Genomic DNA, 15,416 nt, shown 5'->3' with positions numbered 1-15,416 from the left:
GTTGATCCCCGCTCACTACCGGTCCCTGATCGAGACGGCCGACGACATCCGCGCCCGGCGCGTCTCCCCCGTCGAACTGTTGGAGTCCACGCTCGACCAGGTGAACAGGCTCAATCCCCGGCTCTACGCCTACCTGAGCGTGATGGCCGAAACCGCCCGGGAACAGGCCGAGCACGCCGGCAAAGAGATCTCGGGCGGCCACTACCGAGGCCCGCTGCACGGCGTGCCCGTGGCGGTGAAGGACGTCTGCCACACCGAGCACGCGCCGACGAGCAACGGCATGCCCGGCCGGCGTACGTGGCGGGCGGGGCACGACGCCACCGTCGTACAGAGGCTGCGGGAGGCCGGGGCGGTCCTGGTCGGCAAGCTCAACATGACCGAGGCCGCCTCGTTCCACCACCATCCTGACATGCCGCTGCCCCAGAACCCATGGGGAGCGGACCTGTGGCCAGGGGCGTCCTCGTCGGGCTCCGGCGTGGCGACGGCGGCCGGGCTGTGCTTCGCGAGCCTCGGCTCGGACACCGCCGGGTCGATCCGCGTACCGTCGGCCTGCAACGGGTTGTCGGGGCTGAAGCCCACCCGGGGCCGGGTGAGCCGCTTCGGCATCGCCGAGAACGTCGAGCTGTTCGACACCGTCGGCCCGATGGCGCGGACGGTCGCCGACCTCGCCGTCGTACTGGCCGCCGTCGCAGGCCCTGACGAGCACGACCCGACAGCGCTCGCGGAGCCAGTACCGGACTACCTCGTCGACCTCACCGCGACCGAGTCGCTGGACGGGCTGATGATCGGCGTCGACCAGGCGTTCAACGCGCTGGCCCCGGACGGCGAACAGCACGCTGTCCTGACTGCCGCCGTCCGCACGCTGGAGGGGCTCGGCGCCCAGGTCGTAGAGATCGCCTTCCCTGCTCTGCACAAGGAGGCCGTCGAACAGGTCGGCCCGATCGTCGTAACCGCCACCGCGCAGGTACACGGGGGCGACTTCGACGCCCATCCCGAGATGTACAGCGATGCCCTGGCGAGCGCCATCGGCGCCGGACGCGGCCTCCCCGCCCGCGTATCGCTCCAGGCCCGAGCCACTTGCGATGCCTTCGCCCGCGATTTCGCGGCCACGTTCCGAAGCGTCGACCTGGTTCTGACGCCGGTGCTCCCGTGCGTCGCACCGACCTGGGCGGAGTTCATGGAACTGGCCACCACCGATTCGGCCGGACTCTTGCGCTTCACCGCACCGGCCAACATCGCCGGGCTGCCCGCACTGGCACTCCCGGCCGGCACTACCGCAGCGGGACACCCGGTATCGATGCAGCTCATCGGGCCCCACCTTGCCGAGTCCCGGCTGCTGACCGCGGGCCACCACTTTCAGCAGGTCACCGACTGGCACCTGCGGCACCCCGACACCGACACTGCGGTGCCGTGATTCCGAGGAGAACCCTCACGCCCGGTGCCGGGCGTCGAAGTGGGTGGAGTGGGTCGTCAGCTTGCCCAGAAGCTCGATCAGCATGCGCTGCTCCTCTTCGCTGAGCGAGCCGGCCCACTCCTGTTCACGTTCGTTGTGCGCCTGGAAGGCCGACGTGATCGCCTCCAGGCCACCGTCCGTCAGCCGGAGCTGTAGCGCACGTCCGTCGTACGGGGCACGCTCCTTGCTGATCAGGCCGTCCCGCTCCAGGGTGTTCACGAGCGCCGACACCGCAGCCCGGCTCATTCCGGACAGCTCGGCGACCTTCTTGGCCTCCACCGGCCCCGAGAGCCAGACCGCGAACAGCACCCGGAACCCCGGCCACGACCAGCCGCGCGGCCGGTGCACGGTCGACTCCAAGTCGTACACGAGCATGTTGGCGGCGCGGTGGAGCGTGAGCACGAGCCGCATGGCGAGCGGGTCGACGCCGGGCAGTTCCCGGCCGGCCCGCTCAACGGCGTGGTCGATGAACGACCAGAAGTGCAGATGCTCGGCGTCGGTCTGTTCCTGGGGCACCCCCTGAGTGTAGGCACGGTGAACTCCGCAGCAGCGAGCGCTCGTTCGTTTTTCTTCGGCCCAGGGGTTCCCAGACGTCGCCTTCAGGAGTACGGTCCCCAATTAATCAAAGCTTTGATTAATTGCTTGGCCGCCACCCAGGCAGGTTTGCCCAGTACTCCCCCTACGGACAGGCCACCCTCATGCCCGACATCCTCTCCCCTCCCAGCCCCGGCGCCCTGCGCGCCTGCATGTCGCGGTTCGCGACCGGTGTCACCGTCGTGACCTACGCCGGTGAGGACGGCCCGCGCGGCGCCACCATGAACTCGTTCACGTCTGTGTCGGCCGACCCGGCCCTGGTGCTCATCAGCGTCGCCCGCCGGGCCCGCAGCCACGACCAGCTGGTCGACCGGCCGTTCTGTGTCAACGTCCTCGGTGCCGAGCAGGAGGCGCTGGCCCGCCAGTTCGCCGGAGCCCCCGGCGCTGCCGATCCCCGTTGGACACCCGGCGCCCTGGTGCCCCGGCTCGACAACCCGCTCGCCTGGATCCAGTGCGCGCCGTGGCGGTCGTACGACGGCGGCGACCACACCCTCGTGCTCGGCCAGGTCGTCGACCTCGGCCACCGGGACGGCGACGCCCTCACCTACGCATGGAGCCGGTTCGGCGCCGCCGTCGAGTCCACCGACGGCATCGAACACCTCATCTGATCCCCACTCTCATCTCCCGCTATTCAGGAGCACGCACATGGCCGCACGCACCGGCAAGGAATACCTCGAACGCCTCTCCGCCTCCCGCCCCACGGTCCACATCCAGGGCGAGACCATCACGGGCGGCGTCCAGGAACACCCGGCCTTCCGCAACGTGGTGAAGACGTACGCCGAGCTGTACGACATGCAGCACAGCGACGAGCACAAGGACACCCTCACCTACGCCTCCCCCACCTCGGGCGAGCCCGTCGGCACCTCCTTCCTCACTCCGAAGACCTCGAACGACCTGGTAAAGCGCCGGGAGGCGTTCAAGGTATGGGCCGACCACAGCAACGGGATGCTGGGACGTACCGGCGACTACATGAACAGCTCGCTGATGGCGCTGGCCTCCGCTGCCGACTGGTTCGCCCAGGCGAACCCGGCCTTCGGCGAGAACATCCGCCGCTACTACGAGAAGGTCCGTGAAGAGGACCTGCTGTGCACCCACACGCTGATCCCGCCGCAGATCAACCGCTCGGTGGCGGCCACTCAGCAGGCAGGTGGCAAGCTCTCGGCGCGGATCGTGAAGGAGGACGACAACGGGGTCGTGATCCGGGGCGCGCGCATGCTCGCGACGATCGCCCCGTTCGCCGACGAGATGCTGGTCTTCCCCTCGACGGTGCTGCGCGGCACCCCGGAGGACAAGCCGTACTCGTACGCCTTCGCCATCCCGAACGACACCCCGGGCCTGCGCTACATCGCGCGCGAACCGCTCGACTACGACCGCCCTCGCCACGACCACCCGCTCGCCTCCCGCTTCGAGGAGTCGGACTGCGTGGTGGTCTTCGACGACGTCCATGTCCCTTACGAGCGCTGCTTCGTGCTGGGCGACGCCGAGTTGTGCAACGGCTTCTACGCCCAGACCGGCTCCGTCAACCACATGACCCACCAGGTCGTCACTCGGACCACGGCGAAGACCGAGTACGTCCTGGGCCTGGTCTCACTGCTCACCGAGGCCATCGGCATCGAGCAGTTCCAGCATGTACAGCAGGACATCGCCGAGATCATCACGACGCTGGAGACCCTGCGTGCCTTCCTGCGGGCCGCCGAGGCCGACGCGGAGATCAACGAGTACGGCGTCCTCACCCCGGCCTTCGCGCCCCTCAACACCGCCCGCAACCTCTACCCGAAGCTCTACCAGCGCTTCCCGGAGATCCTGCGCAAGCTCGGCGCATCCGGCCTGATGGCCACCCCCACCGAACTCGACATCAACGGTCCTGGGGCCGAGGACATCGAGACCTACCTCCAGTCGGCGACCCTGAGCGGTCCCCAGCGGGTGAAGCTGTTCCGACTCGTGTGGGACACCTGCATCTCCGCCTTCTCCGGCCGCCAGGCGCTGTACGAGTACTACTTCTTCGGCGACCCGGTGCGCATGGCCGGCGCCTACCTGAACTCGTACGACCGTGAGCCGTACAAGGCCAAGGTGCGGGCGTTCCTGGAGCGTGCATGATGACGCACCCGCTGGGAAATCCGCCGTCCAAGGTCATCGCGGTCCACCTGAACTACCCGAGCCGCGCCCGCGAACGGGGGCGCGTCCCGTCCCAGCCCTCGTACTTCCTCAAGCCGCCGTCGTCCCTGTCCGGCACAAAGGAGGCGATCGTCAGGCCGGAGGGCTGCGAACTCCTCGGTTTCGAGGGCGAGATCGCGCTCGTCATCGGCTCGCGCGCCCGGCATGTGACACCCGAGGACGGGTGGTCGTACGTCCGCTGGGTGACCGCCGCCAACGACGCCGGCCTGTACGACCTTCGCTACGCCGACCGCGGCTCCAACCTCCGTTCCAAGGGCGGCGACGGCTTCACGCCGATCGGCCCGCGGCTGCTCGACGCACGTGAACTCGACCCGGCCGCGCTGCGGTTGCGCACCTGGGTGAACGGTGAGGTGGTCCAGGACGACACCACGGACACCCTGCTGTTCCCGTTCGGGCAGCTGGTGGCCGACCTGTCACGCCTGATGACGCTGGAAACCGGCGACGTGATCCTGACCGGGACCCCGATGGGCGCCTCGGTCGTCGAGCCCGGCGACCTGGTCGAAGTGGAGGTGACCGGCGGCGAGCTGTCGACCGGGCGGCTGCGCAACCCGATCTCCGCCGGGCCCGCTCTGGAGCCGTTCGGGGCGATGCCCGAGTCCGATCCGGCCGAGCGCCGGGCCGCGTACGGAACGGACTTCCCGCTGCTGGATCCGGCGCTGGAAGCGGGGTTGAAGTCCGTGGCGGTGGCGACCCTGAGCTCGCAGATGCGGGGACGCGGCCTGCCGCACATGTCCATCGACGATGTCCGGCCCGTCGGAGAGGCCGGCTTGGTCGGCGTCGCCCACACCCTGCGCTATCTGCCACTGCGCGAGGACATGTTCAAGCGCTACGGAACCGGCATGAACGCCCAGAAGCGGGCCATCGAGGAACTACGTCCGGGCCACGTCCTCGTCATGGACGCCCGTCGTGACCCGACCGCCGGCACCCTCGGCGACATCCTCGCCCTGCGGGCGCTGAAGCGGGGCGCGGCCGGAGTCGTCACCGACGGCGCGGTCCGGGACAGCCGCGCGATCGCTGAACTGGGTCTCCCGGTGTACGCCGCCGGCGCTCACCCGTCCGTCCTCGGCCGCCGCCACGTCCCCTGGGACAGCGGCGTGCCCATCGGGTGCGGCGGAGCGCTGGTGCAGCCCGGTGACCTGATCGTCGGAGACGCCGACGGCGTGGTCGTCGTACCGCCCGACCTCGCCGAGGAGCTGGTGGCGGACAGCAGGGAACAGGAGCGCCAGGAGCGCTTCATCGCCGAACAGGTGGCCGCGGGCACGGGCGTCGACGGTCTGTATCCGCTGGGTCCGGTCTGGCGGGACGCCTACGAGAACTGGTGCAAGGGAGAGTCTCAGTGAAGTTCCGCAGCGACCCGTCCGTCATCCGGGGCTCCATTGCCCCCGTCGTCACGCCGTTCACCGCGGACGGCGCCGTCGACCACGACAGCCTGCGCGGCCTGATCCGGTACCAGCTGGAGTCCGGCTCGCACGGCATCTCGCTCGGCGGATCGACCGGCGAGCCGAGCGCGCAGAGCGTCGCCGAACGGATCGCCGGGATGCGCACCGCCGTCGAGGAGATCCGCGACCGGGTGCCGTTTCTGCCCGGCACCGGCTCGCACAAGCTCGACGAGACCCTGGAGATGACCGCCGCGGCGAAGGACCTGGGCGCCGATGCCGCGCTCGTCATCACGCCGTACTACGCGCGGCCGACGCAGGAGGCCCTCTACCAGTGGTACGCGACGGTGGCCCGGGAGTTCCCGGACCTGCCGATCGTCGCCTACAACGTGCCCTCCCGCACGGCTGTGGACATCGCGCCGGAGACGGTGAAGCGGCTGTTCACCGACTTCGACAACTTCGTCGGGGTCAAGGAGACGACGAAGGACTTCGAGCACTTCTCCCGCGTGCTGCACGCCTGCGGGCGGTCGTTGCTGGTGTGGTCGGGCATCGAGCTGCTGTGCCTGCCGCTGCTGGCACTCGGCGGGGCCGGGTTCGTGTCGGCCGTCGCCAACCTCGCCCCGAACGCGGTGGCGCGCATGTACGAGCTGTGGGAAGTGGGCGACTTCGACGCCGCCCGTGACCTTCACTACCGCCTGCACCCGCTGGTGGACCTGCTGTTCGTGGAGACGAACCCGGCGCCCGCCAAGTGGGTCCTCGCCCAACAGGGCCGTATCTCTTCGGACTTCGTCCGCCCGCCGCTGGTGCCGCCTACCGAGCAGGGGCTGACGAAGATCCGCGCGCTGCTCGCCGAGGGCGGCAACCTCACCACACAGATCGGAGCCGACCGGTGACCGCACCCGAGAATCTGCCCTCCGTCATCCGGCACTGGATCGACGGCGAACTCGTCGACGCCGCCGACGGCCGTACCTTCGACGTCGCCGATCCGGTCTCCAACACCGCCTACGCACAGGCGGCGCGTGGCTCGGCGGCGGACATCGACCGAGCGGTGGCCGCCGCCCGTGCCGCCTTCCCGGAGTGGTCCGGGCTGTCCAACCGGGCGCGCACCAACGTCCTGAACCGCATCGCCGACGCCGTCGAGGCCCACCACGACCGGCTGGCCGCCTTCGAGTCGTACGACTCCGGACTGCCGATCACTCAGGCGAAGGGCCAGGCCAGGCGGGCGGCGGAGAACTTCCGTTACTTCGCCGACGTCATCGTCGCCCTCGGTGAGGAGGCCTTCCGGCAGGGCGAGGATCAGTTCTCGTACGTCGTGCGCTCCCCCGTCGGCGTCGCCGGGCTGATCACGCCGTGGAACACCCCGTTCATGCTGGAGAGTTGGAAGCTCGCGCCCGCGCTGGCCGCCGGTTGCAGCCTCGTCCTGAAGCCCGCTGAGTGGACACCGCTGTCCGCCTCGCTGTGGCCGGCGATCTTCGCCGAGGCGGGTGTGCCGGCCGGGGTGGTCAACATCGTGCACGGCATCGGAGAGGAGGCCGGCCAGGCGCTGGTCGACCATCCCGACGTGCCGCTGATCTCGTTCACCGGCTCCACCGACACCGGCCGCCACATCATCCGCTCCTCCGCCCAGCACCTGAAGACCACCTCGATGGAGCTCGGCGGCAAGTCACCCGTGGTCGTCTTCGCCGACGCCGACCTCGAAGCCGCCCTGGATTCGGTGGTGTTCGGCGTGTTCTCCCTCAACGGCGAACGCTGCACGGCCGGTTCGCGGGTGCTGGTCGAGCGGCCGCTGTACGAGGAGTTCACCCGCCGTCTCGCCGAGCGGGCCGAGCGGGTCCGGGTGGGCCTCCCGTCCGACCCTGCCACCGAGGTCGGCGCTCTCGTCCACCCCGAGCACTATCGGCGCGTGCTCAATTACGTCGAGATCGGCAGGAAGGAGGCCCGCCTGGTCGCCGGCGGCACCCGCCCGGACCACCTGGCCGAGGGCAACTACCTTCAGCCGACCGTCTTCGCCGATGTCGAGCGCGACGCCCGTATCTTCCAGGAGGAGATCTTCGGCCCCGTCGTGGCCGTAGGGCCCTTCGACGACGAGTCCGAGGCCGTCGAACTCGCCAACGCCACCCGGTACGGCCTGGCCGCCTACATCTGGACCTCGGACCTCAAGCGCGGCCACCGCATCGCACACGCCGTCGAGTCCGGCATGATCTGGATCAACTCGCACAACATCCGGGACCTGCGCACCCCCTTCGGTGGTGTCAAGGCCTCCGGGGTCGGCCGCGAGGGCGGTGCCCACTCCATCGACTTCTACACCGAGTCGAAGATCGTCCATGTCGCCCTCGGCGATGTCCACACTCCCCGCTTCGGAGCCGCCTCATGAGCACCCAGGCACCTGACGTCGTCCGCTCGGCCTACGCCCAGCTCTCCGTCACCGACCTCGGCGCCGCCCGCTGGTTCTGGGTGGACACGCTCGGCTTCCACATCCAGTACGAGGACGCCGGCACCCTCTGCCTGCGCGGCACCGACGAACTCACCCACCATTCCCTGGTGTTGCGCAAGGGCGACATCGCGGCCCTCGACCACATCTCCTACCGCGTCCGCACCCCCGAGGACGTCGACAGGGCGGAGAAGTTCTTCACCGAGCTCGGCCGGCCCGTGCGCCGCGTGCCGCGCGGGCAAGGCACCCCCGGCGTCGGCGACGCCGTCCGGGTGATCGACCCGCTGGGCTTCCCGGTGGAGTTCTTCCACGACATCGACCGCGCGGAGCGCCTCATCCAACGCTTCGACCTCCACCGCGGCGCCCAGATCGCGCGCCTGGACCACTTCAACATCTGCACCCCCGACATCCCGGCCGCCTACGCCCACTACAAGTCCCTCGGCTTCGGCTGCTCGGAGACCATCGAGGGCGACGAACACGAGCTGTACGCGGCCTGGATGTACCGCAAGCAGACCGTCCACGACGTCGCCTTCACCGGCGGCGCGGGCCCGCGCCTGCACCACCTCGGAGTGGCCACCCACGAGTCCCACCAGGTGCTTCGGGTCGCCGACATCCTCGGTGCGCTGAACAAGCACCAGGACCACATCGAACGCGGCCCCGGCCGGCACGGCGTCTCCAACGCCTTCTACCTGTATCTCCGGGACCCCGACGGCCACCGGGTGGAGATCTACACCTCCGACTACTACACCGGCGACCCTGACCATGAGACGTATCGCTGGAGCGTCCACGACGACCGCCGCCGCGACTTCTGGGGCAACGCCGTCATCGAGTCCTGGTACAAGGAGGCCACCCCCGTCCTCGGCCTCGCCGGAAAGCCGCTGCCCGTCTCCGACGCGCTCCTGGACGAGTCCGCCGTTCGAGTGGGCGCGGACGGCCTGGGCTGACCGGCTCCGCAGACGCCGGGCGCGTGTCACGGTCTCCCTCAGCTGCCTGGCGTGACACGCGGCAGCCCGGTTGGCAGATCCTCGACGGAAAGGCGTCGTACCAGACTGCGATACAGGGTGAGGGCGGCGACCTGCTTTCCAGCGACCCTCTTCCTGTCGCTGCATCCGCATGCCGCCTCACTCACAGGTGCGTGCGCCATCCACTGGACACCCCTACCTCGGCGCTGCCCCGCCACCCGGCAGCACGGTGCCCGCTGCCTGCGCGGCACGGGCACGTTCCGTCAGGGTGCGCGCCGAGGCGAGCACCTCGCGCAGGTGTGCGGGGCGGACGGGTTCGTCGCGGAAGGCGACGGCTACGGCGCCGACGGCTCTCCCGTCGGCGGCGGTGACGGGAGCGGCCAGCACGGTCTGCCCCGGAACGACCTCCCCACGGGTGACGCAGTAGCCCTGGGCGCGCGCCCGCGCCACCTCCGGCCGCTCGTCGGCGGTCGGAGGGTCGCAGGAGAGGATCGCGAGGCCCGGCGCCCCGCGGGTCAGGAGATGCTCGTCCCCGACCTCGTAGACCGCGTTCGAGTGGGCGCTGCGCATCTCGACGGACACCAGGATGATCCCGCGGTCCGCGTCCCGTACCTCGAAGAAGGCGGTGAGTCCGACGGCAGAGGCGAGCCGGCCCACCTCCGGGCGAGCGATCCGCTGAAGCATCGGCAGAGTGCGGCGGCCGAGGAGCTGGGCGCCCGGGCCGAGGGCATACCCGTCGCGGGTGGACGTGACGAGGTGGTGGTCGCACAGGGTCGCGACGAGCCGGTGCACGACCGACTTGGGAAGACCGAGCTCCGCCGCCAGCACAGCCAGACTCACGGGAGCGGCGGAGGCGGCGATGGTCTCCAGAACCGTCAGTCCCCGGTCCAAGGTCTGCGAGAGGGGTATGCGCTCCGCGGATGAAATCCCGGTCGAATCCCCGGTGAACGACACAGAGGGAAGCTACCACCGGCCCGCGGTGAACCTGCCGGCGAGGCGCTGTGACGGTGACTTCGTCGTGCCCGGTTTCGGACTTATTGCCGGGACGCAACTTCTCACGACACCGTCCCGGATATCGGTACGGCCCCTCCCCCCGGCCCCCGCCGAAAGGCACCGTCGGCGCACCCACCTGTAATCACTCCGAACGGACCCCGGAATGACCTCGTCTTCGCACCCTGCCGTACCCCGACGCCGGGTCCTGGCCGCCGGAGCGGCCCTCCCCGTCACGGCTTCCCTCGGCCTGGCCGCCGCGAGCCCTGTGCACGCGCAGACCCGTTCCACCGGCAGACCCGGGACCATGGGCTGTACGGAGCAACTCCACCTGACCGCCACCGACGCGGTCGAAGCCATAGCCGCGGGCAGGCTGAGCGCCGTGGTCTACGTCAGGACGCTGCTGGAGCGGGCGGAAGCACTGGAAGACCTGCGCCTGGTCATCACCCTCGACCACCGGGGTGCGCTGGCCGCGGCCGGGCGGATCGATGCCGCACGCCGCGCGGGCAAGCGGCTGGGGCCCTTGGCCGGCCTCCCCCTTCTGGTGAAGGACAACATCAACACCCGGCTCCTGCGCACGACGGGCGCGACCCCGGCGCTCGCCCGTTTCCGCCCGAACGACGACGCGCCGGTGCTGCGGCGGCTGCTCGACGCGGGAGCCGTCGTCCTCGGCAAGGCGAACATGCACGAGCTCGCCCTGGGCGTGACCAACACCAACTTCAGCCCCTTCGCCGGCTTCGCGCGGAACCCCTACGACCGTGACCGGATCCCGGGCGGTTCCTCGGGCGGTACGGCCGCGGCGATCGCGGCGCGCATCGTCCCGGCGGGGCTCGGCACCGACACGGGCTCATCGGTCCGGCTTCCCGCCGCCTTCAACGGTGTCGTCGGTCTGCGCCCCAGCGTCGGCAACGGAGGACGTCAGCGCCGCTACAGCGGCCAGGGCGTACTGCCGTTGAGCCACACGCTGGACACGGTCGGCCCCATCGGCCGAACCGTCGCCGACGTAGCCCTCCTGGACTCCGTCGTCACCGGAGCATGCCGGGTCCGGGCGGCTCGCCCGGAAGGCCTGCGTCTGGGCGTGCCGCCCGTGCTGTGGAAGGGCCTTGAACACGCCGTCGACGAGGTGGGCCGGGCGGCGAAGAGTCAACTCGCCCGGGCGGGCGTCGAGTTGGTCGAGGTCGACCTGCCCGGCCTCTTCGACCTGTCGAACGAGATCATCTTCCCCGTGGCCCTGCACGAGGCGCACATCGACATCCCCCGCTACCTGAGCGACAGCGGGGCGCGGAACGTGACGATGCGGGACATCGCGGCCGAGACCGCCAGCCCCGACGTCCACAAGGTCTTCCAGAGCGTGCTCGCCGACGACTACGCGAGTGCGTATCCCGACGCCATGAACGTCCACCGACCCGAGATCCAGCGGCTGGTGGGCGGCTACTTCGCCCGTCAGGGGGTCGACGCGCTGCTCTTCCCGACCGCACCGGTGCTTCCCTCGCCGATCGACCCGGTGAACGGCTCAGGCACCATGTCCGTCGACGGCGGCCCGCAGGTCGACACCTTCACCACGAGCATCCGCAACACAGCGCCGGGCTCCTGCGTCGGCATGCCGGGACTGGTCGTGCCGGGCGGCATGGCGAAGTCGGGGCTGCCGGTGGGGCTCAGCCTCGAAGGTCCGGTCGGCAGCGACCGGCGGCTGCTCGCGATCGGCATGGCTCTGGAGAAGATCCTGGGCCCGGCACCGGCCCCGCGAGTCTGACCAGCCAACCTAAGCAAACGATCGTACGTATTTCAAAGCGCCCACTCTTGCCCGGAGTGTGCGCTTCGCGTTAGCTTACAAGCGCTTGTTCGTTTAACGCGGCCAGGCGCCCACCGTATCCCGCACCCCACGGACCCCCTTTCAGGAGCAGAGAAGATGGCAGACCGCTCCCTTCACGACCCGATCTCCCTCGGAGCCCTGCAGCTCCGCAACCAGTACGTGATGGCGCCGATGACCCGCAGCCGCGCCCTTCCCGATGCCTCCATGCCGGAGTCCGCGCCCACCTACTACAGCCAGCGCGCCTCGGCCGGCCTCATCGTCTCCGAAGGCGTGTGCATCTCGCCCGTCGCCATCGGCAACCCGCGGGTGCCGGGCCTCTGGACCGACGAGCAGACGGAGTCCTGGGCACGGATCGCCGACGCCGTGCACGCGGCGGGCGGCACCATGGTCGCCCAGCTGTGGCACACCGGCCGCGCCTCCCACCCGACACTGCAGCCCGGCGAACAGCTGCCGGTGGGCCCCTCGGCTCTCGCGATCGACGGCGTCACCTTCGCCCGCGACGGACGGGTCCCGTACGTCGTCCCGCGACCGCTGGAGACCCTGGAGATCCCGGTGATCGTGGCGCAGTACGCCCGCGCCGCGGCCAACGCACGCCGGGCGGGTCTCGACGGCGTCGAGATCCACGCGGCGAACGGCTACCTCATCGACCAGTTCCTCCAGGACAACGCCAACAAGAGGACGGACCGCTACGGCGGCAGCATCCCCAATCGGGCACGTCTGCTGCAGGAGGTCGTCCGGGAGGTGTCGGCCGAGATCGGCGCCGACCGGGTGGGCGTCCGCCTCTCTCCCGCCAGCCCCTACCAGGAGATGGCCGACTCGGACCCGCAGGCCCTCTTCGCCCATGTCTTCAAGCTTCTCGACGAGGCGGGCATCGCCTATCTGCACCTCGTCGAGCCCGGCATCTCGGGTGCGGCGGCGGCCGCCCGAGCCGCCGACGCGATCGACTCCGCCTGGGCGCGAGAGCACTTCTCCGGCAACATCATCTCCGCCGGCGGCCACGACGGGGCGTCGGCCGAGGCGGTCGTCGCACAGGGACACGCGGATGCCGTGGCGTTCGGCCGCGCCTACATCGCCAACCCGGACCTGCCCGCCAGGATCGCGGCCGGCGTCCCCCTCGCCGAACCCGACCACGCCACCTTCTACACCGAGGGCGACAAGGGGTACATCGACTACCCGACGCTTGAGGAGCTGGCTGACGCGTAGCGGGACGACCGAACACAGGGCGGGGTCGCCGGACGAATGTCCGACGACCCCGCCGTCCGTCGTACGACCGCTCCGTACAACATCGCGCTGCACGAAGAGGTCCTGCGGCTGTCCACTACGCTCGGATACCTGCCACCGTTCTGGCTCGCCCCGAATCTCGCCATGCGCAAGGTCCGGTCCGGGACCGCTGTCGGGCGTGCCGGACCGGTCCTGGCAGGTCGCCCTTCTCGGCGCGGACCAGATCAGCCGACAACCTCACTGACAACGGGCTCGTCCAGGTCGGGGAAGTACGGGCCAGCCTGCTCTCCGGGACGGACGACCGCCGACTTGGGCCGGTCGTCGTGCAGCAGCCGGGTGGCGTCCGCCTTGGCGTAGTGCCCGGCCGGGTCGGCGGCGTTCTTGGCCAAGTCGATCAGGGAAAGGTCGATGTCGGCGACGAGGAGACCCTCGGCGTGCTCGTCCAGGGGCTTACCCAGGGGCGTGCCGTCGGGGCCGAAGATACGGGAGCTGCCGACACCGGCGGTGACCAGGGCACGCTGCTCGTCCGTCGTCGCGAAGACCTCGATGCCGCGCTCGCTGATGACCTGGGTCGGGGCAAGCACGAAACAGCCTCCCTCCAGGGCGTAGGTCTGGGTGGCGGCCATGTTCGCCTCCGCGCTGAGCGAGTAGGCGACGCCCCGGTAGAGGCCGAAAGCCGGCCAGGACGCGACATGGACCTGCTCGTGCTGCGCGTACATCGCGTACTTGGTGAGCGGCTGGAGGTGTTCCCAGCAGTTGAGAGCGCCGAGCCTGCCGAGGGGGGTGTCGACGACCTTGAGGTGGCTGCCGTCGCTCTCGCCGAAGAGACTGCGCTCGACGTGGGTGGGCTTGAGCTTGCGGCGGTGCAGCAGCACTCCGCCGTCGGGTCCGATGAGGGTCTGGGCCATGTAGAGGCTGCCGTGGTCCTTCTCGCTGTAGCCGAGGGCGACCGTGACTCCGGTACGCCGGGCGGCCTGGCGGATCGCCGTGAGGTGACCGCTGTCCACCGTTGGCGAGTTGGCGTGGTAGCGGGCGATATACGGCATCTGGCCGGCGACCGTGCCGAGCCACAGGAACAGGGGGTAGCCGGGGATCCAGGTCTCCGGGAAGGCGACCAGGGACACATCCTGGGCCGCGGCGTCCTCGATGAGGCCGATCGTCTTCTCGACGGTGGCGTCGACGTCGAGCCACACGGGCTCGGCCTGGACTGCGGCGACACGGTAGGTGGTCGGCACTGCGGCCTCCTGTCGGGTGGGCGTTGCGTGGTGTGCCCCGACGGTAGGGATCGCAGGGTCGCCCCTTGCGGCGTTGTGCGCACGGGGGTGCGGCGTTTCCGGCAGTCGTCCCCGTGGGCGAGACCCGGGGCCTCTGCGAGGACTCAGAACTCGCGGGCCTGTCCTGCCCGTGTCTCGGCCGGCGTACGGCCGTAGGTGCGCACGAAGGCACGGGTGAACGTGGTGCGGTCGGAGAAGCCACAGCGGGCGGCGACCGCGGACACCGTCAGGCCCGCGTACCGGGGATCGGACAGGAGGTGGTACGCGGCACGCAGCCGCTCGGCTCGGACGAACGCGGCGGGCGAGGTCCCGTCGCCGGCGAACAGCTCGGCGGTGTAGCGCGGGGACACTCCGTGATGGCGGGCGAGTTCCTCTGGGCTCAGCCGGGGATCGGCCAGGTGGTCACGGACGTACGCCTTCATCGAGGCCAGCACGGCGGCCCTCCCGGCGGGCAGGGCGTCACCGCTCCCGGCCACCGCGCGCAGCGCCGTGGCCAGCAGGTCGACGGCTGTCACCCCCAGCTCGGCCCGCTGGTCACCGGTGAGACCGTCGGAAGCCACAGCCAGCTCCCGTACATACGCTGCCAGGACCCGGACCGTGGGATGGCGGGCCGGAAGCGCCCGTCCGCACATGTCCTCCACGCGCCCCACCCGGTCGCGCAACTGCTCGCGTGGCATCTGCAGCACCAGTTGCCGCGTGTCGGTCGGGAAGCGCAGTTCGTACTGCCGGGAGGCGTCGTACAACGCCCCACCACCACACGCCAGCCCGGCTTCCCTCCCGTCCTGCACGACCACGCCCGTGCCGTCGAGGTGGAGGGAGAACAGACAGTCGTCGCGCGGCTCGGTGCGTACGAGGCGGGCCGAGCGCAGCACGACGGACGACCCGAGGGTGCGGACCTCGGTGAGGGTGGCAGAAGGCCCCAGGCGGCTGGACCGCACGAAACCACGGAAGGACCCGGACACCGAGCCGAGCGACAAGGGCACAAAGCTTTCGGTGATGACCTGGGCCCATTCGTCGGCACTTCGAGCGACCAGGGTTCCCATAACCCCATTGTCTGCCCGAAATGTTTCGCCGGCGTCAATACGCCAGCGGTGATTCTGTCCTGAAGCCGGTTCCCTACTGGATCC

General features: G+C 70.2%; 13 protein-coding genes. 9 read left to right on the top strand and 4 right to left on the bottom strand.

Annotation, left to right across the window (positions count from 1 at the left end):
* Position 1: 1 nt before the first annotated feature.
* Positions 2 to 1,414 (top strand): amidase, encoded by a 1,413-nt coding sequence (locus tag ABZ887_RS00575; RefSeq protein ID WP_361281288.1) that lies wholly within the window; start codon positions 2 to 4, stop codon positions 1,412 to 1,414.
* A 15-nt stretch (positions 1,415 to 1,429) separates the two neighbouring features.
* Here ABZ887_RS00575 and ABZ887_RS00570 read toward each other — a convergent pair whose 3' ends face one another.
* A complete protein-coding gene (locus ABZ887_RS00570) occupies positions 1,430 to 1,969 on the bottom strand; it encodes a MarR family transcriptional regulator (protein ID WP_361281286.1) in 540 nt (179 codons plus the stop codon).
* A gap of 182 nt (positions 1,970 to 2,151) precedes the next feature.
* On the opposite strand from ABZ887_RS00570, the gene ABZ887_RS00565 reads away from it, so the two are divergent.
* The 6 genes from ABZ887_RS00565 to hpaD are packed head-to-tail and all read left to right on the top strand — an operon-like array spanning position 2,152 to position 8,973.
* Positions 2,152 to 2,655, top strand: a complete 504-nt coding sequence (locus ABZ887_RS00565; protein WP_361281283.1) for a flavin reductase family protein — start codon at positions 2,152 to 2,154, stop codon at positions 2,653 to 2,655.
* A gap of 37 nt (positions 2,656 to 2,692) precedes the next feature.
* Positions 2,693 to 4,144: a 4-hydroxyphenylacetate 3-monooxygenase, oxygenase component gene (gene hpaB, locus ABZ887_RS00560; protein ID WP_361281281.1), complete on the top strand. Its 1,452-nt coding sequence runs from the start codon at positions 2,693 to 2,695 to the stop codon at positions 4,142 to 4,144.
* Positions 4,141 to 5,562 carry a fumarylacetoacetate hydrolase family protein gene (locus tag ABZ887_RS00555; protein ID WP_361281279.1) on the top strand — a complete coding sequence of 474 codons (1,422 nt, stop codon included), beginning with the start codon at positions 4,141 to 4,143 and terminating at the stop codon, positions 5,560 to 5,562. The genes hpaB and ABZ887_RS00555 overlap by 4 nt, the downstream gene beginning before the upstream one ends.
* Positions 5,559 to 6,491, top strand: a complete 933-nt coding sequence (gene dapA, locus ABZ887_RS00550) for a 4-hydroxy-tetrahydrodipicolinate synthase (protein ID WP_361281277.1) — start codon at positions 5,559 to 5,561, stop codon at positions 6,489 to 6,491. The genes ABZ887_RS00555 and dapA overlap by 4 nt, the downstream gene beginning before the upstream one ends.
* On the top strand, positions 6,488 to 7,972 hold the full coding sequence (gene hpaE / locus ABZ887_RS00545; RefSeq protein WP_361281275.1) for a 5-carboxymethyl-2-hydroxymuconate semialdehyde dehydrogenase: 1,485 nt from the start codon (positions 6,488 to 6,490) through the stop codon (positions 7,970 to 7,972). The genes dapA and hpaE overlap by 4 nt, the downstream gene beginning before the upstream one ends.
* Positions 7,969 to 8,973, top strand: coding sequence for a 3,4-dihydroxyphenylacetate 2,3-dioxygenase (gene hpaD, locus ABZ887_RS00540; RefSeq protein ID WP_361281273.1), 1,005 nt, complete (start codon positions 7,969 to 7,971; stop codon positions 8,971 to 8,973). The genes hpaE and hpaD overlap by 4 nt, the downstream gene beginning before the upstream one ends.
* A gap of 213 nt (positions 8,974 to 9,186) precedes the next feature.
* Here the strand turns inward: hpaD and ABZ887_RS00535 are convergent, their stop codons facing one another.
* On the bottom strand, positions 9,187 to 9,945 hold the full coding sequence (locus ABZ887_RS00535) for a helix-turn-helix domain-containing protein (RefSeq protein WP_361281270.1): 759 nt from the start codon (positions 9,943 to 9,945) through the stop codon (positions 9,187 to 9,189).
* 202 nt (positions 9,946 to 10,147) lie between these two features.
* Between ABZ887_RS00535 and iaaH the strand changes: the two genes are divergently transcribed.
* Complete coding sequence (iaaH, locus tag ABZ887_RS00530; RefSeq protein ID WP_361281268.1) at positions 10,148 to 11,734, top strand: indoleacetamide hydrolase; 1,587 nt, start codon at positions 10,148 to 10,150, stop codon at positions 11,732 to 11,734.
* Positions 11,735 to 11,890: 156 nt separating this feature from the next.
* Positions 11,891 to 12,997: an alkene reductase gene (locus tag ABZ887_RS00525; protein WP_361281266.1), complete on the top strand. Its 1,107-nt coding sequence runs from the start codon at positions 11,891 to 11,893 to the stop codon at positions 12,995 to 12,997.
* A gap of 242 nt (positions 12,998 to 13,239) precedes the next feature.
* Here ABZ887_RS00525 and ABZ887_RS00520 read toward each other — a convergent pair whose 3' ends face one another.
* Both ABZ887_RS00520 and ABZ887_RS00515 read right to left on the bottom strand, forming a co-directional pair.
* Complete coding sequence (locus ABZ887_RS00520; protein WP_361281264.1) at positions 13,240 to 14,250, bottom strand: carbon-nitrogen hydrolase family protein; 1,011 nt, start codon at positions 14,248 to 14,250, stop codon at positions 13,240 to 13,242.
* A gap of 143 nt (positions 14,251 to 14,393) precedes the next feature.
* Complete coding sequence (locus ABZ887_RS00515; protein WP_361281262.1) at positions 14,394 to 15,332, bottom strand: helix-turn-helix domain-containing protein; 939 nt, start codon at positions 15,330 to 15,332, stop codon at positions 14,394 to 14,396.
* Between the last annotated feature and the right edge of the window lie 84 nt (positions 15,333 to 15,416).

This window comes from Streptomyces sp. NPDC047061 (assembly GCF_040643955.1).
In the GTDB taxonomy this organism is placed as follows: Bacteria; Actinomycetota; Actinomycetes; order Streptomycetales; family Streptomycetaceae; genus Streptomyces.
Note: the sequence above shows the minus strand (reverse complement) of the source record. Positions and strands in the feature narration are given on the sequence as shown.